This window comes from Acidaminococcus sp. (assembly GCF_050873445.1).
In the GTDB taxonomy this organism is placed as follows: domain Bacteria; phylum Bacillota; class Negativicutes; order Acidaminococcales; family Acidaminococcaceae; genus Acidaminococcus.
The window spans coordinates 39,194-65,315 of the sequence record NZ_JBNMIU010000006.1; the positions used below are offsets into that span (position 1 = coordinate 39,194).

The 26,122-nt window shown below is 56.8% G+C and carries 19 protein-coding genes; 16 read left to right on the plus strand and 3 right to left on the minus strand.

Annotation, left to right across the window (positions count from 1 at the left end; all coding sequences use genetic code 11):
• Positions 1–43 precede the first annotated feature (43 nt).
• From recA to rny, 3 genes are all read left to right on the plus strand, one after another.
• Entirely contained in the window at positions 44–1,132 is a 1,089-nt protein-coding gene (gene recA, locus ACR0QW_RS02040; protein WP_432642064.1) for a recombinase RecA, read from the plus strand.
• Entirely contained in the window at positions 1,122–1,622 is a 501-nt protein-coding gene (locus ACR0QW_RS02045; protein WP_432642065.1) for a regulatory protein RecX, read from the plus strand. The genes recA and ACR0QW_RS02045 overlap by 11 nt, the downstream gene beginning before the upstream one ends.
• A gap of 221 nt (positions 1,623–1,843) precedes the next feature.
• Positions 1,844–3,391: a ribonuclease Y gene (gene rny, locus ACR0QW_RS02050; protein WP_432642066.1), complete on the plus strand. Its 1,548-nt coding sequence runs from the start codon at positions 1,844–1,846 to the stop codon at positions 3,389–3,391.
• Positions 3,392–3,710: 319 nt separating this feature from the next.
• Here the strand turns inward: rny and ACR0QW_RS02055 are convergent, their stop codons facing one another.
• Positions 3,711–4,271, minus strand: coding sequence for an ECF transporter S component (locus ACR0QW_RS02055; protein WP_432642067.1), 561 nt, complete (start codon positions 4,269–4,271; stop codon positions 3,711–3,713).
• 168 nt (positions 4,272–4,439) lie between these two features.
• Here ACR0QW_RS02055 and ACR0QW_RS02060 point away from each other — a divergent pair, with 168 nt between their 5' ends.
• The 5 genes from ACR0QW_RS02060 (at position 4,440) to hcp (ending at position 9,543) form a co-directional block, all read left to right on the plus strand.
• Entirely contained in the window at positions 4,440–5,030 is a 591-nt protein-coding gene (locus ACR0QW_RS02060) for a hydrolase (RefSeq protein WP_432642068.1), read from the plus strand.
• An 87-nt stretch (positions 5,031–5,117) separates the two neighbouring features.
• On the plus strand, positions 5,118–5,906 hold the full coding sequence (udp, locus tag ACR0QW_RS02065; RefSeq protein ID WP_432642069.1) for a uridine phosphorylase: 789 nt from the start codon (positions 5,118–5,120) through the stop codon (positions 5,904–5,906).
• A 5-nt stretch (positions 5,907–5,911) separates the two neighbouring features.
• Positions 5,912–7,135: a phosphopentomutase gene (locus ACR0QW_RS02070; RefSeq protein WP_432642070.1), complete on the plus strand. Its 1,224-nt coding sequence runs from the start codon at positions 5,912–5,914 to the stop codon at positions 7,133–7,135.
• On the plus strand, positions 7,132–7,764 hold the full coding sequence (locus ACR0QW_RS02075; protein WP_432642071.1) for a hypothetical protein: 633 nt from the start codon (positions 7,132–7,134) through the stop codon (positions 7,762–7,764). Before ACR0QW_RS02070 ends, ACR0QW_RS02075 begins: the two co-directional genes overlap by 4 nt.
• A gap of 123 nt (positions 7,765–7,887) precedes the next feature.
• Positions 7,888–9,543, plus strand: coding sequence for a hydroxylamine reductase (hcp, locus tag ACR0QW_RS02080; RefSeq protein ID WP_432642072.1), 1,656 nt, complete (start codon positions 7,888–7,890; stop codon positions 9,541–9,543).
• A gap of 67 nt (positions 9,544–9,610) precedes the next feature.
• On the opposite strand, the gene ACR0QW_RS02085 is transcribed toward hcp, so the two are convergent.
• Positions 9,611–10,447 (minus strand): alpha/beta hydrolase family protein, encoded by an 837-nt coding sequence (locus ACR0QW_RS02085; RefSeq protein WP_432642073.1) that lies wholly within the window; start codon positions 10,445–10,447, stop codon positions 9,611–9,613.
• Positions 10,437–11,726, minus strand: a complete 1,290-nt coding sequence (locus tag ACR0QW_RS02090) for a dicarboxylate/amino acid:cation symporter (protein WP_432642074.1) — start codon at positions 11,724–11,726, stop codon at positions 10,437–10,439. Before ACR0QW_RS02090 ends, ACR0QW_RS02085 begins: the two co-directional genes overlap by 11 nt.
• Before the next feature lie 923 nt (positions 11,727–12,649).
• Between ACR0QW_RS02090 and ACR0QW_RS02095 the strand changes: the two genes are divergently transcribed.
• From ACR0QW_RS02095 to ACR0QW_RS02130, 8 genes are all read left to right on the plus strand, one after another.
• Positions 12,650–13,033, plus strand: a complete 384-nt coding sequence (locus ACR0QW_RS02095) for a biotin transporter BioY (RefSeq protein WP_432642075.1) — start codon at positions 12,650–12,652, stop codon at positions 13,031–13,033.
• Positions 13,023–14,249 (plus strand): thiolase family protein, encoded by a 1,227-nt coding sequence (locus ACR0QW_RS02100; protein ID WP_432642076.1) that lies wholly within the window; start codon positions 13,023–13,025, stop codon positions 14,247–14,249. The genes ACR0QW_RS02095 and ACR0QW_RS02100 overlap by 11 nt, the downstream gene beginning before the upstream one ends.
• Before the next feature lie 2 nt (positions 14,250–14,251).
• Positions 14,252–15,565, plus strand: coding sequence for an AMP-binding protein (locus ACR0QW_RS02105; RefSeq protein WP_432642077.1), 1,314 nt, complete (start codon positions 14,252–14,254; stop codon positions 15,563–15,565).
• Positions 15,566–15,778: 213 nt separating this feature from the next.
• Positions 15,779–17,227 (plus strand): hypothetical protein, encoded by a 1,449-nt coding sequence (locus tag ACR0QW_RS02110; protein WP_432642078.1) that lies wholly within the window; start codon positions 15,779–15,781, stop codon positions 17,225–17,227.
• A 158-nt stretch (positions 17,228–17,385) separates the two neighbouring features.
• Complete coding sequence (locus tag ACR0QW_RS02115; protein WP_432642079.1) at positions 17,386–18,030, plus strand: YSC84-related protein; 645 nt, start codon at positions 17,386–17,388, stop codon at positions 18,028–18,030.
• Positions 18,030–18,731: a tRNA (N6-threonylcarbamoyladenosine(37)-N6)-methyltransferase TrmO gene (gene tsaA, locus ACR0QW_RS02120; protein ID WP_432642080.1), complete on the plus strand. Its 702-nt coding sequence runs from the start codon at positions 18,030–18,032 to the stop codon at positions 18,729–18,731. Before ACR0QW_RS02115 ends, tsaA begins: the two co-directional genes overlap by 1 nt.
• Positions 18,732–18,886: 155 nt before the next feature.
• On the plus strand, positions 18,887–19,153 hold the full coding sequence (locus ACR0QW_RS02125; protein ID WP_432642081.1) for an ESPR domain-containing protein: 267 nt from the start codon (positions 18,887–18,889) through the stop codon (positions 19,151–19,153).
• Positions 19,150–25,929 carry a YadA-like family protein gene (locus ACR0QW_RS02130; protein WP_432642082.1) on the plus strand — a complete coding sequence of 2,260 codons (6,780 nt, stop codon included), beginning with the start codon at positions 19,150–19,152 and terminating at the stop codon, positions 25,927–25,929. Before ACR0QW_RS02125 ends, ACR0QW_RS02130 begins: the two co-directional genes overlap by 4 nt.
• Positions 25,930–26,122: the final 193 nt, after the last annotated feature.

Sequence of the window (26,122 nt, forward strand, 5' to 3'; positions counted from 1 at the left end):
TATATACTAAGTGGTAGCAGGAGAAGGACAAGGAGATGACAGTATGAGCTTGGATGCTGATAAAAATAAAGCGCTGGACGCTGCGTTGAAACAGATTGAAAAGGACTTCGGCAAGGGATCCATCATGCGGCTGGGCGACGCCAGCGACAAAATGAACATCGAAGTGATCCCCACCGGAGCTCTGTCCCTGGATATCGCACTGGGCGTGGGAGGCATTCCCCGGGGCCGGATCATCGAGATCTACGGGCCGGAATCTTCCGGTAAGACTACCGTGGCGCTGCACATGATCGCCGAAGCCCAGAAACGGGGCGGTTATGCAGCCTTCATCGATGCCGAACACGCACTGGATCCGGAATATGCCCGGCATCTGGGCGTGGACATCGACAATCTGCTGATTTCCCAGCCGGATACAGGTGAACAGGCTCTGGAAATCTGTGATGCCCTGGTGCGCAGCGGTGCCATCGACATCATCGTCATCGACTCCGTGGCGGCCCTGGTGCCCAAAGCGGAAATCGAAGGGGACATGGGGGATTCCCATGTGGGTCTGCAGGCACGGCTCATGAGCCAGGCCCTGCGGAAACTCACCGGTGTGATTGCCAAGTCCCGGACAGCAACGGTGTTCATCAACCAGATCCGTGAAAAAGTGGGCGTCATGTTCGGCAATCCGGAAGTGACCACCGGCGGCCGTGCCCTGAAATTCTACTCCACCATCCGTCTGGATGTGCGCCGGGTGGAAAGCCTGAAGAGCGGCAACGAGATCATCGGCAACCATACCCGGGTGAAGGTGGTCAAGAACAAGGTGGCCCCTCCCTTCAAGCAGGCTGAATTCGACATTATGTACGGGGAAGGGATTTCCCACGAAGGCTGTCTTGTGGATCTGGGCGTGCAGTATAATATCCTGAACAAGAGCGGCGCCTGGTATTCCTACGGGGATCAGCGCATTGGCCAGGGCCGGGAGAACACCAAGAAGTTCCTGAAGGGACATCCGGATATTGCAGCTGATGTGGAAGCCAAAATCCGTGAGGCGGCCAGCCTGGATAACGGGGAAAAGGCCTCCAAGGCGGGTCCGGATGATCGGGACGATGACGGTCTGTCCCTGACTCCGGAAACGGCCGAGGATCATGTGGAGTAAGAGCAAAAAGCTGCTGACCACCCATGCAGAGGCCTATAACTTCTGCCTGGACAAGCTGGCCCTGCGGGATCACAGCAGCCGGGAACTGCGGCAGAAACTGACGGAGCGGGGCTGCCCGGAAGAACTCCAGGATCAGGTGCTGCAGAAGCTCAAGGATCATCACTTTGTAGACGATTTCCGCTGTGCCGGGTACGTACTGGATGCCTGGCGCCGGAAAAAATCCTATGGCAGACAGTATCTGCGGCTGATGCTGCAGCGGCGGTGCCTTTCGGGTGAACCGGCTCAGGAGGTGCTCCGGCAGGTAACGGATGAAGAAGAAACGGAGCAGGCGGAAGCCCTGGCACGGCAGCAGCTGGCCAAACTGAAGCGGAAGTACGCGGAAGATAGCCGCAGAGGCAGGGCGGCCCTTGCCAGGATGCTGGCTTCCCGGGGCTTCGGCACCGGTCCCATCGCCAGTGCCTTGGAACTGTGGAATCAGGAAGATATCTGAAATAAAAGAATAAAAAGCATCGGTGGGTATCCATCGGCTGTTGACCAGTGACGGGGGTGTGGAAAAGCATTTTTTCACACCTCCTATTTGTTTTATTGACACCTTTGTGAAAATACTATAAAATATTTCTGTCCAATCGCGTTCATTGGGTGTAAAGGCGACCTCTGGTTGCCTTATTTATTGTATGGATAGGATTGTATGAAAAATTCGCAAAAGAGGAGGTGCTCATCATAGATCCCATTAGTGTACTCGTTGCTGTAGTCCTTTGCGCAGCAGGCGTTGGCGGCGGTTATCTCGCTAGAAAAAACGTAGCTGAAAGTAAAATCGGGTCGGCAGAAGAGAAAGCCGAACAGATCCTGGACAATGCCAAGAAAGCTGGCGAAGCCAGGAAGAAGGAAGCTTTACTGGAAGCCAAGGAAGAAATCCATCGTCTGCGTTCTGAAATGGAACGAGAAAATAAAGAACGGAGAGCAGAACTCAGCAAGAATGAACGGCGTCTGGTCCAAAAGGAAGAGAACGTCGACAAGAAAATGGATGCTTATGAAAAGAAGGAAGAAAAACTTCTTGAACAAAGCAACCGCCTGCGGGAATCCCAGGCCAAAGTCGATGCACTGTATGACCAGCAGATGGTGGAACTGGAACGGATTTCCGGTTTGACCAGTGACGAAGCCAAAAAAGAACTCCTGGATAACGTCCGGGAGGAAGTGAAGCACGACAAGGCACGCCTGATCAAGGAAATGGAACAGGAAGCCAAAGACACGGCTGACCAGAAGGCACGGGAAATCATTTCCCTGGCTATCCAGCGCTGTGCCGCCGATCAGGTGGCAGAAACCACGGTGACCGTGGTGCCCCTGCCCAATGATGAAATGAAAGGCCGGATCATCGGCCGGGAAGGCCGGAATATCCGGACCCTGGAAACCCTGACCGGCATCGACCTGATCATCGATGATACGCCGGAAGCGGTCATCATCTCCGGATTTGACCCGGTCCGCCGGGAAGTGGCCCGGATTGCTCTGGAGAAGCTGATCAACGATGGACGGATCCATCCGGCCCGCATCGAAGAAATGGTGGAAAAAGCCCAGAAGGAACTGGATCAGAAGATCAAGGAAGCCGGGGAACAGGCCACCTTCGAAGTGGGTGTCCATGGCATCTATCCGGAACTGCTGAAACTGCTGGGCCGATTGAAGTACCGTACCAGTTATGGCCAGAACGTACTGCGCCATTCCATCGAAGTAGCCCATCTGGCAGGCCTTATGGCTGCCGAATTGGGTGTGGATGTGAATTCCGCCAAACGGGCCGGGCTGCTGCATGATATCGGCAAGGCTGTGGACCACGAAGTGGAAGGGTCCCATGTGGACCTGGGTGCCGAAGTGGCCAAACGGTATCATGAATCCGATATTGTGATCAACACCATCATGAGCCATCACGGCGACTGCGAACCCACTTCGGTGCAGGCAGTGCTGGTATCGGCTGCCGATGCGATTTCGGCTGCACGGCCGGGCGCACGGCGTGAAACCCTGGAAACGTATCTGAAACGGCTGACACGGTTGGAAGAAATCGCCGAGTCCTTCGACGGTGTGGAGAAATGCTACGCTGTCCAGGCCGGACGGGAAATCCGCATCATGGTGAAACCGGATAAGGTGGACGATGACGATGCCACCATCCTGGCCCATGATGTGGCCAAGAAAATCGAAGAGGATATGGAATATCCCGGTCAGATCAAAGTGGTCATCGTACGGGAAACCCGTGCTGTTGACTACGCAAAATAAGTGTAAAAAAGGACCCTCGCATCAGCGGGGGTCCTTTTGTGTGTGATTGTCACAGATGGGCGCACCGGGCGATACGGCTGACGCCGATCTTGGTGCGCCCCTACGATGGTAAGGTAATTGTCCGATTCAAGGCCGTAGGGGTCCATCAGGATTCTTACCGGCCGGCTCAAACCGAAATCCGACACCACTCCGTAGGGGAGCATCAAGATTTTTGCCGATCGACTCGAGTCGAAATCCGACTCTACTCCGTAGGGGCGCACCAAGATTTTTGCCGCAGGCAAAATATCGCCCGGTGCGCCCTTCCCTGGCCTGAAAGTCATTACATCCGGATGCTTCTTTCTACTACCTTGTACAGGATCACCGTGAGCACCACGGACACTACGTTGCTGATGGCCATGCTGACAGCGCAGTTCAGGGCACTGATGTAGGCCACCTGCTGGGGCAGGCCCAGGATGAAGGACTTGAAGCTGAACCGGATCAGAGGTTCGGTGATCACGTTCACCACGGAACCGAAAGCGGCAGCTGCGGCCACGGCTTTCAGCCGGGCACTGTTTTCGGTGATGTGATCCAGATGACACAGGTGCTGGGCTGCCCAGGCGGTGGACCAGCCCAGCAGGAACTTGGCCAGGAAGGTGGGGGGCGCCGATGTGGTGTAGCCGGCCAGCAGGTCAGCAAGGGCCAGTCCGATGGCTCCGGAGAGGGCGCCGTATTTGGCTCCCAGCAGCAGAGCAGACAACAGGATGAAAGCGTGTCCTACGTAGATCTTTCCGGTGAGCCCCAGCCCCATGGGGATCTCGATCCGGAGGTAGGAAAAGCAGGCAAAGGCCAGTGCGGCAAACATGCCTGCCAGGGTCAGTTTGCGGATTTTGTTTTCCGGCAATGGTATCAACTCCTTATAGCTTTTCATTATAGCGGGAAAAGGCCCAGGGGAAAATACACAGTTTGTACGATTTTTTTCAAGAATCGTGTCTTTCCTTTCCATTCTGTTTCTCTATTTTCAGAGTGTTGTGTTATACTATGGAGTATGATGCGGAAGGAGAGACAGAACATGGCCAATACGAGAGAAGAAGCTTGGGAGTTATTGAAAGAATATAACAAGGAACCGTTCCATCTGCAGCATGGACTGACGGTGGAAGGGTGCCTGCGGTATTTTGCCCGGGAACTGGGCTATGGGGAACAGGAAGATTTCTGGGGTATGGTGGGTCTGCTCCATGACCTGGATTATGAAAAGTATCCGGAGGAACACTGCCGAAAGGAAGCCCAGATCCTGAAAGACAAGGGCTGGGACGAAAAGCTGATCCATGCGGTAGCAAGCCATGGCTGGCCCCGCTGCAGCGATGTGGAACCTGCTTCGGAAATGGAAAAGGTCCTGTATACGGTGGATGAACTGTCCGGGCTGATCGGGGCGGCTGCCCTGATGCGTCCCAGCAGGAGCGTGAAAGACATGGAAGTGAAATCCCTGAAGAAGAAATTCAAGGACAAACACTTCGCCGCCGGCTGCAGCCGGGACGTGATCAAACAGGGTGCTGATATGCTGGGCTGGGATCTGAACAAGGTATTCGAACAAAGCATCCTTGCCATGCGGTCCTGTGAGGACAGTGTCCGGGAAACCATGGAAAAGGAAGAAGCAAACGCATAAATGAACGGGAAAGCGGGACCTTGAATCAAGGTCCCGTTCTTTCGTATAATAGAGAAAGAATCAAATCGAAGCCAAGGAAGTGATGGTATGGCACATTATGCAAAACCTGACGAAATCCTGTATCATACCCAGCTGTCCCGCACCCGGCTCATGGGTGCAGATACAGCCCTGCTCCCCGGCGATCCGGGGCGGGTACGCAGTCTGGCTGAGGCCATGGGCCCCACGGTGGATCTGACCAGCCACCGGGAATATACCAGCTGTCTGACCCAGGTGCAGGACAAACCCATCCTGGTGTGTTCCACCGGCATGGGCGGTCCCTCCACGGCCATCTGTCTGGAAGAATTGGCCCGCATGGGCATCAAACGGGTGATCCGGGTGGGCACGACCGGTTCCATCCAGGACAGCCTGGAACTGGGGGACGTGGTGATCATCAAGGCGGCGGTCCGGCTGGAAGGGACCAGCAGCCATTATGCCCCGCTGGAATTCCCGGCAGTGGCCGACTTCGAACTGACCCAGCTGCTGGAGTATGCGGCCCGGGTGGAGAACGTGCCCCATCAGGTGGGCATCTGCTGCAGTTCTGATACTTTCTGGCCTGGGCAGGAACGGTACGATAGCTTTACCGGCTATGTGCTCCGCCGGTTCCAGGGCAGCATGAAGGAATGGCAGCAGCTGGGGGTCACCAATTATGAAATGGAGACCGCAACCGTGTTCGTCACTGCCCAGGCTCTGGGTATGAAGGCCGCCAGCCTGTGCGGCGTGGTGGCCAAGCGGACAGAAGGAGAGAGCATCGCCCCGCCGGAAATCTACCGGCTGGCGGAACATCGGTTCCAGACCATCGTGAGACGTGCTTTGAACGAACTTTTGGCAAGGGAGTGAAAATCATGAAACGCGCAATCATCCTGATGTTGGATTCTTTTGGTATCGGAGGGGCGGAGGATGCCGCCCGTTTCGGTGATCAGGGGGCGGATACCCTGGGCCACATTGCCGGCTGGTTCGCCAGGGAAAAGGCCAAAGACCCGTCCCGGCACCTGCTGCACCTGCCCAACCTGGCCAAAATGGGGCTGGGGCTGGCGTCCAGGATGAGTACCGGCCATGTGCTGACGCCGTCCATCGGGGCTGCCGGGCCTCTGAAGGGGGCCTACAGCTACGCCCGGGAAATGAGTAGCGGCAAGGATACCCTGAGCGGGCACTGGGAGCTTACCGGCGTTCCGGTGATGTTCGACTGGGGGTATTTTCCCAATCAGCCCCACTGTTTCCCGGAAGACATCATCCAGGGGCTGATCAGGGAAGGGAATCTGCCCGGAGTACTGGGAGAAAAACATGCCTCCGGTACGGTAATCATCCAGGAACTGGGAGAGGAGCATATGAAGACGGGGAAACCCATCGTCTATACTTCCGCTGATTCGGTGCTGCAGATTGCGGCCCACGAGCGGACCTTCGGCCTGGAGCGCCTGTATGGGCTGTGTGAAATCGCCTACAGGCTGGTACAGCCCTACCATATCGCCCGGGTCATCGCCCGTCCCTTCGTCGGGGAAAAGGCCGGGGAATTCACCCGTACGGGCAACCGGCATGACTATGCGGTACCGGCGCCGGAACCCACCCTGGTGGACGAGGTATATGAAAAGGCAGGCGGAGTGTATGCCGTCGGTAAGATTGCGGATATCTTCGCCCACCGGGGGATTACGAAAGCCTGGCATGCCACCGGGTTGGATGCCCTGTTCGACGCCACTCTGGAAGCCATGGACGAGGCCGGTGACCGGAGCCTGATCTTTACCAACTTCGTAGATTTTGATTCCACTTACGGCCATCGCCGGGATGTGGAAGGATATGGGGAAGGACTCATGCGCATCGATCGGCGGCTGCCGGAGCTGATGGCGAAACTCCAGCCCGGCGATCTGGTGCTGGTGACGGCGGATCACGGGTGCGATCCCACCTGGAAGGGTACGGACCATACACGGGAGCACGTACCTGTGCTGTTCTTCGGTCCGGATGTGAAACCGGGAGCACTGCAGCCCATGGGAACCTATTCTGACGCCGGGCAGATCCTGGCCCGTCATCTGGGACTCAGCCTGAAGCGGGGAACCTGCCAGAAGGTGATCAAATGAAAATATGGAAAAAATGGCTGATGCTGGTCTGCTGTCTGGTGGGCAGCCTGCTGATGGCGCTTCCGGTCCAGGCAGCGGAACAGGCGGCTGCCACCCGGACGCCGGGTGCAGCCGCTGCGGAAGATGATCTGCTGCACCGGAAGCAGATTGCCTTTGTGGTATATGACCGTACCGGGAAAGCGACGGATTCCATGAAAGCGGTATGGAAACGCCAGGTGCGGCAGGCCTATCCCCGGGCCCGGTATGGATTCCTGCCCGATCCCCAGGCGGCAGAAGCGGCCAATGCTGTCCTGGGCCAGAGCGGCGATGTGGATGCCACGGTGATGGGCCGGATCGCCGACAGGGCAGGCGCCAGTGTGGTGGTCATCCTGGTGGTACGGAATATGGAGGAATACGATGTGGAACCCTTCTTCCTGACCCCCTGGGACGATGATGGCCCGGACACCTGTCTGCGGGTGATCACCGGGGCCGATATGTATATGTACAGGAAAGACACGGGCAAGTTCCTGCAGAAAAAGCTGCGGAAAATCGAAACCAGGGACATCGCTCTGTCCGTCCATCCTCAGACCGAAATCCAGTATGCGCTCAGCAACCTGGCCATGAAGATGGAGGGGAAAGAGCAGATTTAGTCCAATCAGCAGCATTACGTTGTTTTAACAACCGATTGACTTTCCTTTCTTGGCTATAATAAAGCCATCAAGTGAGAAACAAAACCTTTGCATAAAGTTTCTTGAAGAAAAGGGGAGTATACAATGGAAAACAAGATGTTCTGCTATCAATGTCAGGAAACGGCTGGCTGCCGGGGCTGCACCGTGGCCGGGGTCTGTGGCAAGAAGCCGGAAGTGGCCGCCATGCAGGATCTGCTGGTCTATGTGACCAGGGGCCTGTCCGCTGTGACCACTGCGCTGCGGGCTGCGGGCAGGAAAATCGACCGGAACGTGAACCATCTGGTGACCGTCAACCTGTTCACCACCATCACCAACGCCAACTTCGATCGGGAAGCCATCGTCAGCCGGATCAGGGAAACCCTGAAAGTGAAGGCCGACCTGCTGACGCAGAGGGGAGATACCCATGGCCTGCCGGAAGCGGCTCTGTGGAACGGCACGGAAGCAGGATTCGATGAGAAAGCCAGGACTGTGGGCGTGCTGGCTGCCCAAGACGAAGACATCCGTTCCCTGCGGGAACTGATTACCTATGGTCTGAAAGGGCTGGCTGCCTACAGCAGACATGCCAATGTCCTGGCCCAGGATGACGAAGAAGTGGATGCCTTCATCCAGCGTGCTCTGGCTGCTACCCTGGATGATACCAGGTCCGTGGATGATCTGGTTGCCCTGACCCTGGAAACCGGCAAATACGGCGTACAGGGCATGGCTCTGCTGGATAAGGCCAATACCACGGCGTATGGCAACCCTGAAATCACCACTGTGGATATCGGCGTGCGCAAAAATCCGGGCATCCTGATTTCCGGCCACGACCTGAAAGACCTGGAAATGCTGCTGGATCAGACCCAGGGTACCGGCGTGGATGTCTACACCCATTCCGAAATGCTGCCGGCCCATTACTATCCTTTCTTCAAGAAATACAGGAACTTCGCCGGCAACTATGGGAATGCCTGGTGGAAACAGAAGGAAGAATTCGAAAGCTTTCACGGGCCGATCCTGATGACCACCAACTGTATCGTCCCTCCGAAAGACAGCTATAGGGGCCGTCTGTGGACCACCGGTGCTGCCGGTTATCCTGGCTGCAGCCATGTGGAAGCGGACGAAAACGGCCACAAGGATTTCAGCGCCCTGATCGAACAGGCCAGGAACTGTCCGGCTCCTGCCGAAATCGAAACCGGGACCATCGTGGGTGGTTTTGCCCATGCACAGGTCTTTGCCCTGGCTGACAAGGTGGTTGATGCTGTGAAATCCGGTGCCATCCGGAAGTTTGTGGTCATGGCCGGCTGTGACGGCCGTATGAAGAGCCGCGGATACTATACCGAATTCGCCAAGGCTCTGCCCAGGGATACCGTCATCCTGACTGCCGGCTGCGCCAAATACAAATACAACAAGCTGAATCTGGGGGACATCGGCGGAATTCCCCGTGTCCTGGATGCCGGTCAGTGCAATGACTCCTATTCCCTGGTCCTGATTGCCCTGAAGCTGAAGGAAATCTTCGGTTTGAAGGATATCAACGATCTGCCCCTGGTCTTCAACATTGCCTGGTACGAGCAGAAGGCTGTCATCGTCCTGCTGGCCCTGCTGTATCTGGGCGTGAAGGACATTCATCTGGGACCCACCCTGCCGGCTTTCCTGAGCCCCAACGTGGCCGGCGTACTGGTAAAGGAATTCGGCATCGCCGGGATCGGCACTGTGGAAGACGACATCAAACAGTTCTTCGGTTCCTGTGATAACCGAACCGCATGATAAAAACTGGATAAAAAAATGGAGTGTGAAAAAATGCTTTTTCACACTCCATTTTTGTCGTCTGGAATCAGTCTTCCACCACTTCCTGGATCCATTCCCCCATGGTCCGGATCAGCGCCAGACGGGCGTTGTCCAGGCCGTGGTTGGTATCCAGCAGAACTTTTTTGTGATGGCTCCGGGTGGGCAGGGCTTCCAGCTCCTTCCACAGGGGTTCGATCATCCAGTGGGGAGGAGCCACCGTATCCCGGCGTCCGCCGATCAGCAGCAAGTTCCGGTCCTGGAACCGGTGGGCATTGGCGGTAAAGCTCCACTGGCTGGCATGCTGTATACTGTCCTGCCACAGATCCTCGAAACGTCCCACGTGGAGCACGGAAGCAGCTTCCTGAAAACAGGATTTCAGGTCCTGGTGGGGGATGTGTTCCAGTCCGGCCTGGTGGTCATAGGGACAGAAAGCGATGACGCCCCGCAGGAAGGGCAGGCGGCGGGCAGCATTCAGCACTGTATTGCCTCCGTTGGAATGGCCGGCCAGGAAGATGTTTTTCGTGTCGATGTCATAGGCTTTGGCCACCTCTTCCCGGGCCCAGTGGGCCAGGGCAACGGCGTCTCCGATGCAGTGGGAGAAGGAGTAGATCCCTTCGCTGCCCCAGGCACCCCGGTGGTAGGGCCGGATCACCACGCAGCCCATGCGGCGCAGGCACTGGGCCACATCATCATTGTTGTTGGTGCCGGGGATGCCATGGCACAAGATCACTGTGGGATGGGGCCCTTCATAGACTCCGGCAGGCAGGTAGATTTCACCCAGGATCCTGTCGCCGTCGATGGGCAGGTCCAGTTCCAGGGAATCGGGCAGCGCAGCATGATTCAGTTCTGGTTCTTCCAGCAGATAGCGGGCATCAATTTTCATGGACGAAGGTTTCCTTTCCGTTCATATTTCCGTTGAGATTCTTCTTATACCAGTCTTTGCCGTAGAAAATACGGCTGATCATCATGGATACCACGGTGTCACCGCAGGAGTTCAGCAGGGTGCACCCGGGGTCGAACAGTTCGATGACCATCAGTAGGATGGGAAAGGCGCTTTCCGGCAGGTGGAACACAGAAACAATCATTGTTTCACCGGCAGCACCGCCGCCGGGTACGGAGGAGGTGGCAACGGATGCGCATACGCCCAGGAACAGGGCCAGGATGAAATCGAAGCCTGCCAGAGGATGTCCGAACAGAGCAGTGGCCAGCACTTCAGAGTACACCACGGCGATGCAGGCACCATCCATATGGCAGGTGGCCCCCATGGAAACTACTACCGAAGAGATTTCCCGGGGTACGCCCAGCTTGTCGCAGGCTTCCATCTGCAGGGGGATGGTGGCGGCGGAGGAGCGGGTGCCCAGGGCGGTCAGGGCCGGAGCCAGGATCAGCCTGAAATAATTCCGGATGCCCCAGGAACCGGCTGCCAGCCAGGCATAGAAACCCAGGAATACGAAAAAGTACACGAATACCACCGCATAGAATACGGCCATGGCACTGCCGTAAGTCTTCAGCAGATCCACCCCGTAGGTACCAGTCAGATCGGCGAAGTAGGCACCCAGGCCGATAGGGGCGGCTTTCATGAGTACGGCCACCATCTTGTAGCAGACCAGGCTCATAGCGTTCATCCAATCCACGACCGGTTTGGCCGGTTCACCGATCATGGAAACGCAGATGCCGAAGAAGATGGTCAGGATGATCAGGGGCAGCACATGGAACCGGGAAATGAGCTGCGGCAGATCACCCACCGTCAGGGTGTTGACAATCTGGTCCGCAATGGTCACCGGCTTGCCGGCAGCGGTACTTGCTGTGGCTGTGGGTACACTGAAGGAGGTGGGCACTCCGGTGAAGTGGGTTACCAGCAGGATCAGGCAGCCGGAAATGACAGCCGTGATGATGAAGATGATCAAGGTGTAGCCGATCATTTTCCCCACCTTGCCCGTATCTTTCGTGTTGGCGATGGAACCGGCGATGGAGAAGAAAATCAGCGGAACGATGAGGCAGAATAATAAGTTCAGGAAAATCTGGCCGATGGGCTTCAGAAATGCGGCTTTGGGCCCCAGCTGCAGTCCCAGGATGGCGCCCAGGACGCAGAACGTGATCAGGATGATGGGATCCCGGTAGTTGGCCAGTGTGGACCGGGATTTGCCGTTTGCGGCTGTCATACAAACTCCCCCTTGTGAAAAAAATATGAAGATATGAGCAAATTATAGAACTTTACTAGGATAAATTCAAGAATCTGTGAGAGATTGTACCATCTGGGTTCTTTGCCATCTGTATTCCTGGAAACAGAGAAAAAAATAAGAAACTATTTACGTTAACCTTGTAACAAAAAGAGTTGAACGAAAATAAAAAATCTGATACTCTATAATCATTATGAAAGAAAACATGGATGGTTACATCAGGGGCCTGGGGGCGTTCCAGGGTCCCGCCTATGACAACAGCTATATTGGTCGGCTCCATTACCGGCGGAGCCGTCCGGCAGGACCGGACACCCGGTTCACGGCCCGGTGCCTGCGGCAGCGGAAGAACTATCAGCAGCTGCTGGTGGAAGGCTGGGAGCAGGGGAACCGGGTGGGATGGCTCCAGGCGGAGCTGCTCTTTTTTGACCAGAAGGTAAACCATGGTAAAGAAATAGGTTTACAAAAACAGGCGGAGAGCAGTCTGGAAGGCTTCCGGCCCTGGCGCTGCTTTTCGGCAGAAGAGCTGCAGGCCTTTGCCCGGGCCACCGGTGACACCAATCCCATCCACCTGGGAGAAGAGCCGGTGGTCCAGGGGCTGTTATTGTGGCGGAGCCTGTTCGAGAAGCTGGGAGAGCCGGAACGGTTCCATATGGCTTTCCATGTTCCCGTCCATGCGGGAGAAACCATCTGTATCAGGGAGGAAGAAATCAATGAGCGAAATGAGAGAGAATTTGCATCCATCTGCGGCCGCAGTGACCGGCCAGCGGGAACAGGTACGGGTGATGACGGCCAGCGCCGTCTGTGTCGCGCTGCTGGCCGTTTCGGCGTATATTTCTTTTCCGCTGCCTTTTACACCGGCCATGGTGACCGCACTGACCATCATGGTGAATCTGGTGGCCTTTCTCATGAAACCAAAGCAGGCCGGGATCATCCTGGGCATCTACCTGCTGCTGGGGGCTGTAGGGGTGCCGGTGTTCGTGGGCGGTACCTCGGGGATGATCAAACTGATCGGGCCCACCGGGGGCTTTAACCTGGGCTTTCTGGCGGCGGCCGTTGCCATGAGTGCTGTGAGGGGTAATACCCGATCCTTCCGGAAACTGGTAGCCATCGGCATTTGCGTGGGCATGCCCATCATCTATATCGGCGGCTGCATCAGCATGTATGCTGTCGCCAAAGTGGGCGTGTGGAAGACTCTGGTCATGGCCGTATTCCCCTTCCTGATCGGGGATACCCTGAAGGTGGTACTGGCTGCTTTCCTGGCCAACCGGATGCAGCGCTATGGCTTCTGAGCAAAATGACCGGGAGGTCTACCTGGTGGGCGGACTGCGCACCCATCTGGGCCTGGTGAATGGCATATTCAAAGAAATTCCGCCGGAGCGACTGGGCGCTGCCCTGCTCCGGCAGTTTTGCATCCGGGTGCCCCAGGCCCGGCAGGCCCAGCTGATCATTGGCGGCAATGCGGTGGGCAGCGGGGGCAACCTGACCCGGCTGCTGGCCCTGGAAGCGGGGATCCCGGCAGCTGTGCCTGCGCTTACCGTGGATATGCAGTGTGCTTCGGCCCTGGCGGCTCTTTCCCTGGGGTATGGACAGATCCGCAGCGGTCTGCTGGAAGTGGTGCTGGCAGGCGGCGTGGAATCGTCTTCCATGCAGCCCCGCCGGGTGTACCAGCCCTGGGATGAACGGTATACGCCGGAAGGTTTTATGACGGCCCAGTTCTCACCGGATACCAATAGTTCCCGGGCTATGCTGGAAGGGGCGGAGCGGACGGCCCAGGTATATCAGGTGTCCCGGGCAGAGATGGACCGGTGGGCGGTACGCAGCCATCGGAAGGCAGCAGAGGCATGGAAAAGCGGTGCGCTGGATCCCTATGTGGTGAGCCTATTCGGCAGCACCCGGGACGAAAGCATCCGGAACCGGATGAACGAAAAACTGGCCCGGCGGATGCCTGCCCTGTTCCGGCCGGAAGAGGTGGAAGGGCTGCTGACTCCGGAAGAACGACGAAAAGCCGGAGACGGTACGCCTACCCTGACGGCGGCCAATGCCTGCCTGACCCAGGATGGGGCGGCGTTCCTGCTGCTGTGTTCCGGATGGCAGCTGGAACAGTGGAAACGGGAAGGCCGGACCGTTCAACCCCTTGCCAGGATCGGCCATGTGACCACATCCGGGGCAGATCCCCGGTTCAGCCCGCTGGGCGCTCTGGAAGTGGGGGAGAAGGCCCTGCGGGAAGCAGGGCTTGCCTATGGAGATGTAGATGACTTCGAATACAATGAAGCCTTTGCCGTGATTTCAGCCCTGTTTGCCCGGCAGCATCCGGACTGTGTGGAGCGTTACCTGCCTCTGGGAGGGGCACTGGCCTATGGGCATCCTTACGGCTGCAGCGGTGCCGTACTGGTGCTCCACGCCCTGGCAGCTTTGAAGCAGAAGGGCGGCAAACGGGCCTTGTGCGCCATCGCCGGGGCTGGGGGGACAGGAGCCGCAGTGATCTTGGAAACGATAGGAGAATGAAAATGGATTACGCACAATGGGTGGAGCATTGGGCTGGGATGCAGCCGTTGAAACCTTTTTTCATTGAGAAAGATTGCCGCTATACCTATGCGGCCGTCTGCCGGCAGATGAAAGCCTATGCCCGCAGGCTCCAGGGCCGCTCCCGCAGTACCCTCCTGATTGTGCGGCAGGATCCGGTGGAACAGCTCATCGCCTTTCTGGGGGCGGAAACGGCAGGCTGGGTACCGATCCTGGGACATCCGGATCTGTCTCCTGCAGCCGCGGATGAACTCTGCCGGGTGCGGCAGATCGGCTGGATCGATGACGGCAAACTGCGTCCCGGCTGCCTGTCAGCTCCAGTTCCTTCCCGCAGCGTATGCATGGGGGTGTTCAGTTCCGGTTCTACCGGCCTGCCCAAGCTGTATTATCGCACGTATGAAAGCTGGGCCGGGTTCATTCCGGAACAGAACAGAGCTTTTCAGATCAACGGGGACACCCTGGCTTTTGTGGAAGGCAGTATGAGTTTTACGGGCAATCTCAGTGTGTGGTCTTCGGTGGTCTATGCCGGCGGTACGCTGTTCATTGCCACCAGCCTCCACAGCCGTCTGTGGGCAGAGGCACTGGAACGCTACCCGGCCACGCTGATCTATCTGGTGCCGGTGAAACTGAAACTGCTGCTGGGACGTCTGCAGCATCCAAGCCGGACGGTACGGACCGTAATGGCCGGGTCCCAGCTGCTGGAAGGGCCGGCGGCCCGCCGGCTGAAGCATTTTTTTCCGGAAAGCCAGCTGTGGCTGTATTACGGGGCCAGTGAACTGGATTACATCACCTGGCTGACCTACGAAGAATTGCTGGCCCATCCGGGCAGCGTAGGGCGGCCCTGTCCGGGGGTCACTGTGAAATGCCGGGATGGGCTGATCTACGTGGATACTCCCTACCATGTGGAGGGACTGGCGCAGCCCTGCACCCTGGGGGATCGTGGATATTTCGATGAGGATGGGTATCTGATTTTCCAGGGAAGATCCGGACAGGTCATCAATAAAGGGGGTTTTACCCTGAGCTGCTGCCGGGTGGAACAGGCACTGCTCCAGACGGAGGGCATTGCCGATGCCTGTGTGGTGCCGGTCAGGGACGAAAAGCGGGGCGAGGACCTGGGAGCCGCTGTGGTTCTGGCCACAGGAGCCGCCCTGCAGCAGGTGCGCCGGGACCTGCGGGAACGTCTGCTCCCTGCAGAATTCCCGGGATACTGGAAAATTGTAGAAGAACTGCCGTTGTCGGCCGTGGGCAAGGTGGATCAGAGGAGAGTGGCCGCCCTGTTCAAAAGGCCATACGTATAAATAGATTTCAACTCATCATGTACGATATTCACTCCGTAGAGGCTTACCAAGACCGGCACAGCCGTGTTGCCCGGTGTAGAGGCTTACCAAGACCGGCATAGCCGTGTCGCCCGGTAAGCCTATTTGTGGTTTCCCGGACGGTCCCATTTGCGGGGTACCCCCTGTTTGCGATATACTATAGTAGCAAGTTTATACATGAAAGTAGGGATTTCCATGAAAAATTCTAAAATCTTAACCCTGGCCGTCATGGCCTCTCTGCTGTCCGCTCCCTGTGCGTGGGCAGCCCAGAAGACGGAAGCAGTGACTACTAAGGCCGCTGCCCAAACGGAAACGGTATCCGATAAAAAAGCAAAACCGGCGAAAGCCGCCAAAGTCGAAAAGAAAGCCAAAGCTGTAAAAGCTGCGACTGCGGAAAAACAGGAAAAAGCTGCTGGGGAAACCACTACAGCCAGCGAACCCCTGCCGGCAGAAAATTATACGGCTGCCAAACTGGTGAGCGGCGAAGGAAAAACCTCCCTGGCCGACAGCTATGCATCCCTGAAACCGGACGAAAACGCCCTGCTGGTGAAGAATGGTGCTGATGTGACGCTGGCTCACGGGGGCATTACCAAGAGCGGTGCCACCACCGACGTGCTGGGCAGCAAGTTCCACGGCCAGAATGCCGCTGTGCTGGCGGCGGACGGTGCCCTCTCCATGGACGGCTGTACCATCCGTACGGAAGCTGACGGGGCCAATGCCGTGTTTGCCACCGGCAGCAAGGGAACCATCAAACTCCACGATTCCAACATCCGTACCACCGGGACCAATTCCCGGGGCCTGGATGCCACGGAAGGGGGCAGCATCACCGCTGACAACATCAACGTAGGGACCACCGGCGTGCGGTCCGCAGCTCTGGCTACGGAACCGGAAGGGGCCAGTGTCACTGTCAGCAAGAGTACCATCAATACTTCCGGGGAAGGCAGCCCGCTGATCTATTCCAAGGGAGACATCAAACTGAGCGAAGCCAAGGGTGCTGCGGCTGCCAGTGAAATCGCCGTAGTGGAAGGCAACAACGCCATCCATCTGGAATATGTGGACCTGAGCGGCAACGGGACCCATGGGGTGATGCTGTACCAGAACAAGACCCGGGAAGACGGTCAGCAGAAGGGCCGGTTCTCTGCCAAACAATCCGCCCTGCGCAGCCTGAAGGAAGGGCCTCTGTTCTATGTGACCAACACGGCAGCCCGGATCTATTCCGAACTGACCACCATGCAGTACCTGGGCGGCGAACTGATCCGGGTGGAAGGCGGCCAGATCGGGGATATGGCCAACAACGGCGGTGACCTGACCTTTATGGCCAACAACCAGGGCCTGTACGGCAACGTATCCGTGGACGGGGCCAGCACCATCCTGATGGATCTGCAGAACGGCAGCCACTGGTCCGGCGCCATCAATACGGACAACAAAGCGAAGAAGGCTGATGTGAATCTGGATGCCTCTTCCAGCTGGTCCGTGACGGCTGACTGCTACCTGAACGTCTTCACCGACGGCAATCCGTCCCTGACCAACCTGAAGGGCAACGGCCATACCATTTATTACAATGCAGCCGATACTGCCAACAGCTGGCTGGGCGGCAAGACCTATGAACTGCAGAACGGCGGGTATTTGAAGCCGAATCAATAATAAGAAGTCAGAGCGCCACGCTGTGGCCTTTGAGATGTCAGATGTCAGCTTGCCGGCAGAAGGTCGAAAAGACGATTTTCCTGCAACAGGCTGGATTCTGGCATCTTTGAGTCCGTCAGGGCGGTCTGACATCTTCTTTTGCAATGAGGTGATCCCTGATGAGAAATATGCGAAAAGTACTGGCAGTGCTTCTGGCGGCGCTTTCTTTGGCACCTGCCGCCCTGGCGGCGGATCCGGTGGCTGTGCTGCCGGCTCCTGCGGGCAAACCGGTGGCTGCGTCCACGGTGACCAAGGAGGATAAGGAACGGGCGGAACTGCGGACCAAAACGTACCGGGCCCTGCTGGATCTGTACAAACGGAATCCCAAATCCCGCAAGGCCATCCAGGATGCTTTCGGCTATGCGGTGTTCGTGGATACCAGCTACAGCGCCGGTTTCCTGGGCGGGGGCCACGGCCGGGGCCGGGCCATCAACCAGCACAGCGGCCGGGAAGTATTCATGAAAATGGGAGAGATGAAAGTAGGGCTGGGCCTGGGCGTGCGCCAGTCCAACATCATCTTCGTATTCGGCAATGAAGATGCGTTCAATTCCTTCATCACCAAGGGCTGGAGCTTCGGCGGCCAGGCGGTGGCATCTGCGGAAGACGGGGTCCATGGCGACTCTCTGGAAGGCTCCTTCCAGGTCGCTCCGGGCATGTGGATGTATCAGGTGACCACTAAGGGCCTGGCGGCTGAACTGTCCGTGAAGGGTACCCGGTTCTACGTGGATAAGGACCTGAACGTGAACACGGTGGTCAACCCATAATGGAAAATTGCAATCAGGCAGAAAACGGCCGACTGACCCTGGAACCTGTGGCCTGGTACCGGGGCGACCTGCCGGATAAATTTGGCCTGCCCCGGCAGAGCGGGCTGGTGCCCCAGCTGCAGGGCCATGTGGAAATGGGAGAAGGATTCCGGCAGCCGGAGATGCTGCGGGGCCTGGAAGGCTTTTCCCACGTGTGGCTGGTCTGGGGCTTTTCCCGGAACCACACCTGGTCGTCTACGGTGCGGCCGCCCCGGCTGGGAGGCAATACCCGGCTGGGGGTATTCGCCACCCGGTCTCCCTTCCGGCCCAATCCCCTGGGGCTTTCCCTGGTGGAACTGGATCATATCGAATGGGAAGGGCCCCAGGGACCTGTCTTGTGGGTGAAAGGAGCCGACCTGATGGATGGCACGCCCATCTATGACATCAAGCCCTATGTGCCCTATGCGGATGCCCGTCCGGAAGCCCGCAGCGGCTTTGCCCAGGGTGCGGACCGGACCCTGGAGGTACAGGTGCCGGCCGAATTGCTGCAGAAACTTCCGGAAGAGAAACGGGCGGCACTGGCAGGGATCCTGAGCCAGGATCCCCGGCCCCATTACCAGAAGGATCCCCGGCGGATCTACGGCCTGACCTTTGATCGGTGGAACGTAAGATTCCGTGTGGAAGAGACTAAAGTACGGGTGCTTTCCATCGAACCTTTATAATTCCATAGAATTGAAATCACAAAATAGACTGAATAGAAACATAAAACGTTTTTATTCAGTTTTATTTTCAAATAAAGAGAGTTGTTGTATAATACGAACCATATCATGTATATACTGCTATGTACCGAAAAATTTGCAGCAAAGGGTGATTTGATATGAACCGTATATACAAAGTAATTTTCAATCGGAATCGGCATCTGGTCCAGGTAGTACCAGAATATGCACACAGCAACGGGAAAGAAGTTTCAGCATCCCGGCATAATAGGGCTCGTGGCCTGGCACGGGCTCTTTTGTCGTTCCTGATGGCCATGCTGATCGCCTTGCCCGGCTATGCGGCGGAGGAGGACGGGACGGCTACCCCCCCCCCCCGACACATTCTGATACCTATATCAGTGCCAGCAATAGCACAGAAGACAATGTGAAGGCACTGGATGCCCAGGTGGCCAGGAATGCGGCAGACATCAGCACCAACAAGACCGATATTGCCAGCAACAAGAAGGTTATCGATACCAATACGAAGAACATCGAGAAAAATACAGAAGACATTGCAACGAATACAAAGAACATCACCAGCAACAAGACGGCCATCGATGCCAATACGGAGAGCATCAAGAAAAATACGGACGATATTGCAGCGAATACAAAGAACATCGCCAGCAACAAGACGGCCATCGATGCCAATACGAAGGACATCGAGACGAATAGAACCAGTATTGCAAAAAATACAGAAAATATATCTGCCAATACTTCCGATATCGCCGGCCTAAAAGATCTGTCCAACATCACGGATGCCGGGAAGACCGCACTCAAAGAACTGTCCAAGGATGCCGTACAGGTGAAAGCCGGAGACCGGGTTAAGGTGGACTCTGCAGAGGATGCTGCCACCGGCCGGTTGACCTATACCATCAGCGTCAAGAATAACGGCACGATTTCGATGGGGAACACGGATCTGGTTTCCGGCGGCACGATGTATACGGAATTGCGGCCCGGCTCTACGGGCCATTACATCATCAGCAGCAACACCACAGCAGAGAACCTGCTGGCCCTGGACAGCAACCTGTACAAGGCCCTGACCGCCCTGGATATGGAGACCACGTCGGACAGCAAAGCCTATGTGTCCAAACTGAGCAAATATTTCAAGGTCAATCCGGAAATTACCACTGATGAGGATGGGACCAGGCACTATGCTGACGATGCGTCCGTGAACGGCACCAATTCCATTGCCATCGGACCCGGTGCCAAAGTGGATACGGCTGCTGCGGCCACGGCTCTGGGCAATGGGGCCACAGTGAACAGGACGGCCACCGGCGGTCTGGCCATCGGCAGCGGGGCTGCCACGGGTTCGGCTGAAGCCACCGTGACAAAAGAGGATCACACCACCATTACCGTAGCGGCGGCCGGCGGCGTTAATAGTGTAGCCATCGGCACCAATGCCAAAAATGCCGGCAATGCATCCATTGTGCTGGGCAACGGTGCATCTGTGACCAATGATGTGGATTCCAGCAGCAGTCAGGCAGTGGTCAAGTCCGATGATATTGCCATTGGTACGGAGGCTTCGACTGATGCTTCCGATTTTTCCACCGCCATCGGTAAAGAAGCCAAAGTCTCTGAGAGTAGGGATGCCGTAGCCATCGGGAGTGCTGCCGAGGTCGTTTCTTCCGATGATGCCCTGGTACTGGGCAAGGGAGCCAGCGCTAAAAGTGCCGCCGATTCCATTGCCCTGGGGACCAGTGCCGCAGCTGCGTCGGCTGATACCATTGCCATGGGCAGCAGTGCCAGGGCGGAGGGTGCCGGTTCCGTGGTTATCGGCAAAGGAGCCAAGACTACCCTGGAAGGCGGCACCGCCATCGGCAGTTTCAGTACGGCGTCCGGCCGTTCTACGGCCATCGGCCAGAGTGCGACGGCCAATAACGATGACGCCCTGGCTATCGGCAATGGGGCTGTGGCCAATGCGGACCGTTCCATTTCCCTGGGCTACCATGCAGGCGAAGGTACCAAGGAAGGTAAGGGGGAAGAACAGAACGCCGGTTCCCTGATTGCCATCGGCACGAAAGCCGGCAAGGATGTGGCCGGCAAGCAGAATATCGCCATCGGTTCCGGTGCCGGCAATATGGTCAAGAGCAATTTTAACGTGGCCATCGGTTCTGATGCCGGGTGGAACATCAATTCTGCCAGTGATGATGCTGACCAGAACGGCAATAACGTATCCATTGGCCGCATGGCCAATTACAATCGGGAGCTGACCAGCATTATGGATTCCACCGCCATTGGCCATCTGACCAATGCCGCGAACTATGCGGTCGCTCTGGGAAGCAGAGCCAAGGCTACGGGCAGCAACTCCATAGCCTTGGGATATACGGCGCAGGCGGCGGATTCGGATTCTGTCTCCCTGGGCCATAATGCCTCAGCCGAAGGCGGCAATGTGGCCATTGGTGCCGGTTCTGCGGCTCCTGCTGTTTCCACGCTGGGGACGGTGCAGGGTGAATATGTTTATGAAGCGACGACAAACAAGCAATATCAATCCGCATTTACATCTAAACCATTGCTGGCTACGTCTACCTATATTTCTGTAGGTCATGTTAGAGCGGATCATATTGTTACTCGCCGTATTTCGAATGTGGCTGATGGGGTCTTTGATTCTGATGCGGCGACCGTGGCCCAGCTGAAATCTTTGAATGAACTGCTCCAGGCCACGGATACGAAGGCGAATTTGACGGAAGAGTATTTTAACCAGAAATTTGCGGATCTGCATAACAGCATTGAATCGGTGAAATCCCCCCACTACTTTTCTATCAGCGATTCCAGTGATAATCGGACAGAGAACTATGAAAACAATGGCGCTACGGCAAAAAAAGCTGATGCCATGGCCATCGGGCCGAATGCCAATGCCACGAATAGAAAAAGCCTGGCCGTCGGCAACAATGTGTATGCGGATGGCGAGCGCAGCATTGCCATCGGCACAGCGGACAATCCAACGACGGATTCGACGACTGGTACTGTAATGAAACACAGCACGTCGGCGGAAGGGGAAAACAGCATCGCTGTCGGCACTTCTACGACGGCCCAGTCCGACAACTCCATCGCCATCGGTACCCGTGCCCAGACCTATACAACGGATACGACTGAACATCTTACAGGTGCCAAAGCGGTGGCCATCGGTTACAACGCAACGACGGCTGGTGATGAATCTATAGCGCTCGGCAGTCAGGCAACCGTGAAATCTCACTATGGTACAGCGATTGGATCAAATGCACTGGCTAAAGGCGAGGCTGCCGTGGCTCTGGGCCAAAATAGCAGAGCCGATGGGGGCAATGCGATGGCTGTGGGCCAGGAGAACAGCATTACAGGACAAAGCACCTATGGCCTGGGCAGCAGCAACACCGTCGGCGTCGGCGGAGGATCCATCACCAAAAGCGGTATTTCGGGTTCCGGAAACCAGGTGACGACTGCTTCAGATCCCAACGTGACCCATCCCATTTCAGGGATTTATCTGACGGGCAACAGCAACAAACTGGACCAGGAAGTCGCCCACAACCAGGTATCGGATATCACGGTCACGGGCAGCGATAATGCCATTGCTGCCGGCATGGGCGGCACCTCCAGCCATGCCAATATCCTGAACCGGATTGCTGTTCTGGGTTCCGGAAACAAGGTGCAGGGCAAAGGTTCGGACAATGGTATGGACAGCAAGATCCAGAATGTCACCATCCTTGGCTATGGAAACACAGTGGATGCCAATACGGATACGAAAGTGGATTTTTCCAACACCCAGATCCTGGGCAACAACGTGACGGCCACCCTGGGCAATTCCGTATACCTGGGCAACGGAGCAGCCTATATAGGCCAGACGAAGGCGTCCAGCGATGCCATCACTTCGGCCAGGGACGCCGCTGCTGCGGCAGCTGAAGCATCGGCGGAATATGCGGCAGCCACCACGGATGAGAAAAAGGCCCAGATCAGGGCCCAGTATGAAGCCCGGTACCTGTACAAGCTCAATATCCAGGCCATGGAGGCAAACGGCACGACAGCCGGTACCCAGAGCTATAATATGGACGAAACCTATGGGGACGGCACCAGCTACGCCTATGCCGGTGCCAGCCCGACGGGCGTCGTTACGGTGGGCAGCGTGGGCGGTGAACGGCGGATCCAGAATGTGGCTGCCGGCCTGGTGAGTGCCCACAGCACCGATGCGGTCAACGGCTCCCAGCTCTATGCGCTGACCCGGCAGCTGCGTTTCGGCGGCGACAATTCCAGCTTCGGTACGCATAGCAGCGACGATCAAAATGTCATCGCCCGGGGTTCGGACCAGCCCCTGGCCATTACCGGCGGAGCAGGCGTCACGACGACCACGACAAATGGCGTGACGACGATTACCGTGGACAGCACGAAGCTGACGGACAAGAACATCGGTGTCATTGCTGATACGAAAGACAACGCCCTGAATGTGAAACTGGCCAGCGATTTGACCGGTCTGCATACGGTCCAGCTGGGTACGGGCAGCGGTACGGACTACAAAGAAACCATCAGGCTGGACGGCACGGGTGATAAGGGCGGCAGCATGGTCTTGAAGGATACCAAGGGTGCCCTGCAGAACACTGTTGATGCCACCGGCATGACCCTGACCAGCGGTGCGAAATTCACCAGCAGTGGCATTTCTGCCGGTAATCAGCAGATCAAGGATGTAAAGGCAGGCAAGGAGGATACGGATGCCGTCAACATGGGCCAGCTGAAGGCTCTTTCTTCCAAAGTGGAGAATGCGTCCTGGACCATCGAAGATGATGACCACAAGGACAATGCCCAGCAGGTGAAAAACGGGGATACGGTTTCTCTCAAGGCCGGTAAAAATCTCCTGCTTTCTCAAGATGGGAAAAAGTTTACGTACAGTCTGGATTCCACACTGACCGATATGAACAGCATTACGGCGGTGGATGGTAAGATGAACACTTCCGTCCTGAACGGGGAAGGGCTGAAAGTCACGGACAAAGAGCACAATGCCCTGACCCAGCATGCCACGGAAGTGCGGCTCCATGACGGCAAGAAGGCAGAAGACGATACGAGGACCGATGTGGTCCTGGGCAACCAGGGCCTGCAGAACGGCGGCCATACCATTACAGGCGTTGCCGACGGCAGGGTGGATGCCAATTCTCAGGAAGCCGTCAATGGCAGTCAGCTCTATGCTTTGCAGCAGAAAGTGGGCAGCGGCTGGAAGCTCACAGGCAATGATCCATCCAGCACCATCAGCATCGGGGCGGATAAGACTGTTTCCTTCAAAAATGGCAGGAACAGTATTGTAACCGTAGAGGGCTCCGATTCCGGTGCTACGGTGGAAGTCGATCTGGCTCCTCATGTCAACATTTCCACCATTCGTCTGGGTGGTAACCAGGGTGCTGACGGCGCCTGGACCGGCGGTATCTATATCGGAAGCCAGGCGGGCGGCGGTGCCAATCCGGACACGGGCAATTACATCACCGGCCTTTCCAATACGAAGTGGGATAATTCCCATGTAGTGAGCGGTCGGGCGGCTACGGAAGACCAGCTGCAGGCGGCCATTTCCCAGGTCACGACGGCGGCCAGCAACAATGACCTCCATGTGAAGGGCGGTGACTACAACATTACGACCACTACGGACGGGAATGGCCAGAAACACAATGACGTGACCCTGGGCGTCGTGGATGGGAAAGGTAATACGAAAGAAACTGTGGTCATCCATGATGTGGCCAAGGCTTCTGACCTGGGTGATACGGGAAAACTGGATCAGGATATCCGGAACAAGAATGGCACCACTTCTGTAGTGGATGCGGTGAACAACCTGAATGACAAAGTGGGCGATAACCAGTATCTGGATGTGAAAGGTACGGAAATCGGGAACGGCGACAGCTCCACGACGGCGATCGGGAAACTGAACAACCGCATGAATGACATCTACAATGACATCTCTTCCAAGGCTGCGGCACATACGACGGTTTCCAAAGCCGACGATAATGTGACCCTGGAAACCTCGACCGATCCTTCCAACGGCAGAACCGACTACAAGATCGGGCTGAACAAGGACAACATCGACCTGGGGAATGTAACCATCAAGGGCAACGAAGGCTCCATTACGGCGAAATCCGTGACGGCTGATAATTTCACTTCCGGCAGTACGGTGGTGGACAAGGACGGCGTGAAAGTCGGCGACAAGTCGGCTCTCACCGGCGATACCCTGAAAGTGGATGGCAAGACCTACATTTCCGGTGACGGCATCAACGCCAACGACCAGAAAATCACCAACGTGGCGGCCGGCAGTGCGGATACCGATGGGGTGAACGTAAAACAGATGAAAGACCTGGCGGCCCGGCAGGATGCAGCCATCGACCAGAATGCCCGGAACATCAGCACCCTGGGCCGGGAAGTGGACAAACTGGATTCCCGGATCGACCGGGTGGGCGCCGGGGCAGCAGCTCTGGCTGCCCTGAACCCCGGCCAGTATGATCCCAACGACAAGGTGGACTTCTCCGCCGGGTACGGCAATTACCGGGGCGCCAGTGCGGCGGCCGTGGGCATGTACTACCATCCGGATGAACGGACCATCATGTCCCTGGGCGTGGCCCTGGGCGGGGGTGAGAACATGGTGAATGCCGGGGTGACCTGGAAGCTGGGACGGCGGACGCCGGTTCGGCTCCAGGCCGTACCGGTGGCAGGTGCGGTTTCTTCCACGCCGGCCATTCCGGTGAAGACGACAGCCCCTGCAGCGGCCCAGCCTGCAGGACAGCCGGAAGTACGGCCGGTGGCAGTGCATCCTGCGGCCATCCAGCAGACGGCAGCACGGCCAGAGGTGACAAACCTGCAGAATGCGTCAGCTGCCAACGCCCAGCTCATGGACCTGCTGACCCGGCAGACGGCCATCCTGGAAAAGCTGGCGGAACAGAAGGCGGTTCCGGCGGCTCCTGTGGTGAAGGGGGATGACCTGTTCCCGGATGTGCCGGAAAATCACTGGGCCTACAGTTTCGTGAACAAACTGGCTCAGGCCGGTGTGCTGAAAGGGACACCGGAAGCCGGAGCAGCGGCGAACCCGCTCCTGACCCGGAACGATTTTGCCCAGATCCTGTACGTGGCCCTGAAAAACGGGGTCACTACCAATCCGGCCCTGAACCAGGACGGCAGCCTGAACCGGCTGGCCAGCGAGTTCAAGGCGGAACTGAAGAACGTGAAGAAGTAAAAAAAGGAGGTGTGAAGAAATGAGAAATCATTTCTTCACACCCCTCTTTTTTTAGGTTCTTTGTCAAATGTTGGGGCGAATTTCAAATCATCCACCATTCATGGACGTGAGCATTTTTGCTTACGTCCATCTTTAATTTAGTTTTACCTTAGACAACAGTAATATCCTTCCTCGAAATCGTTTAAAGTTCTTG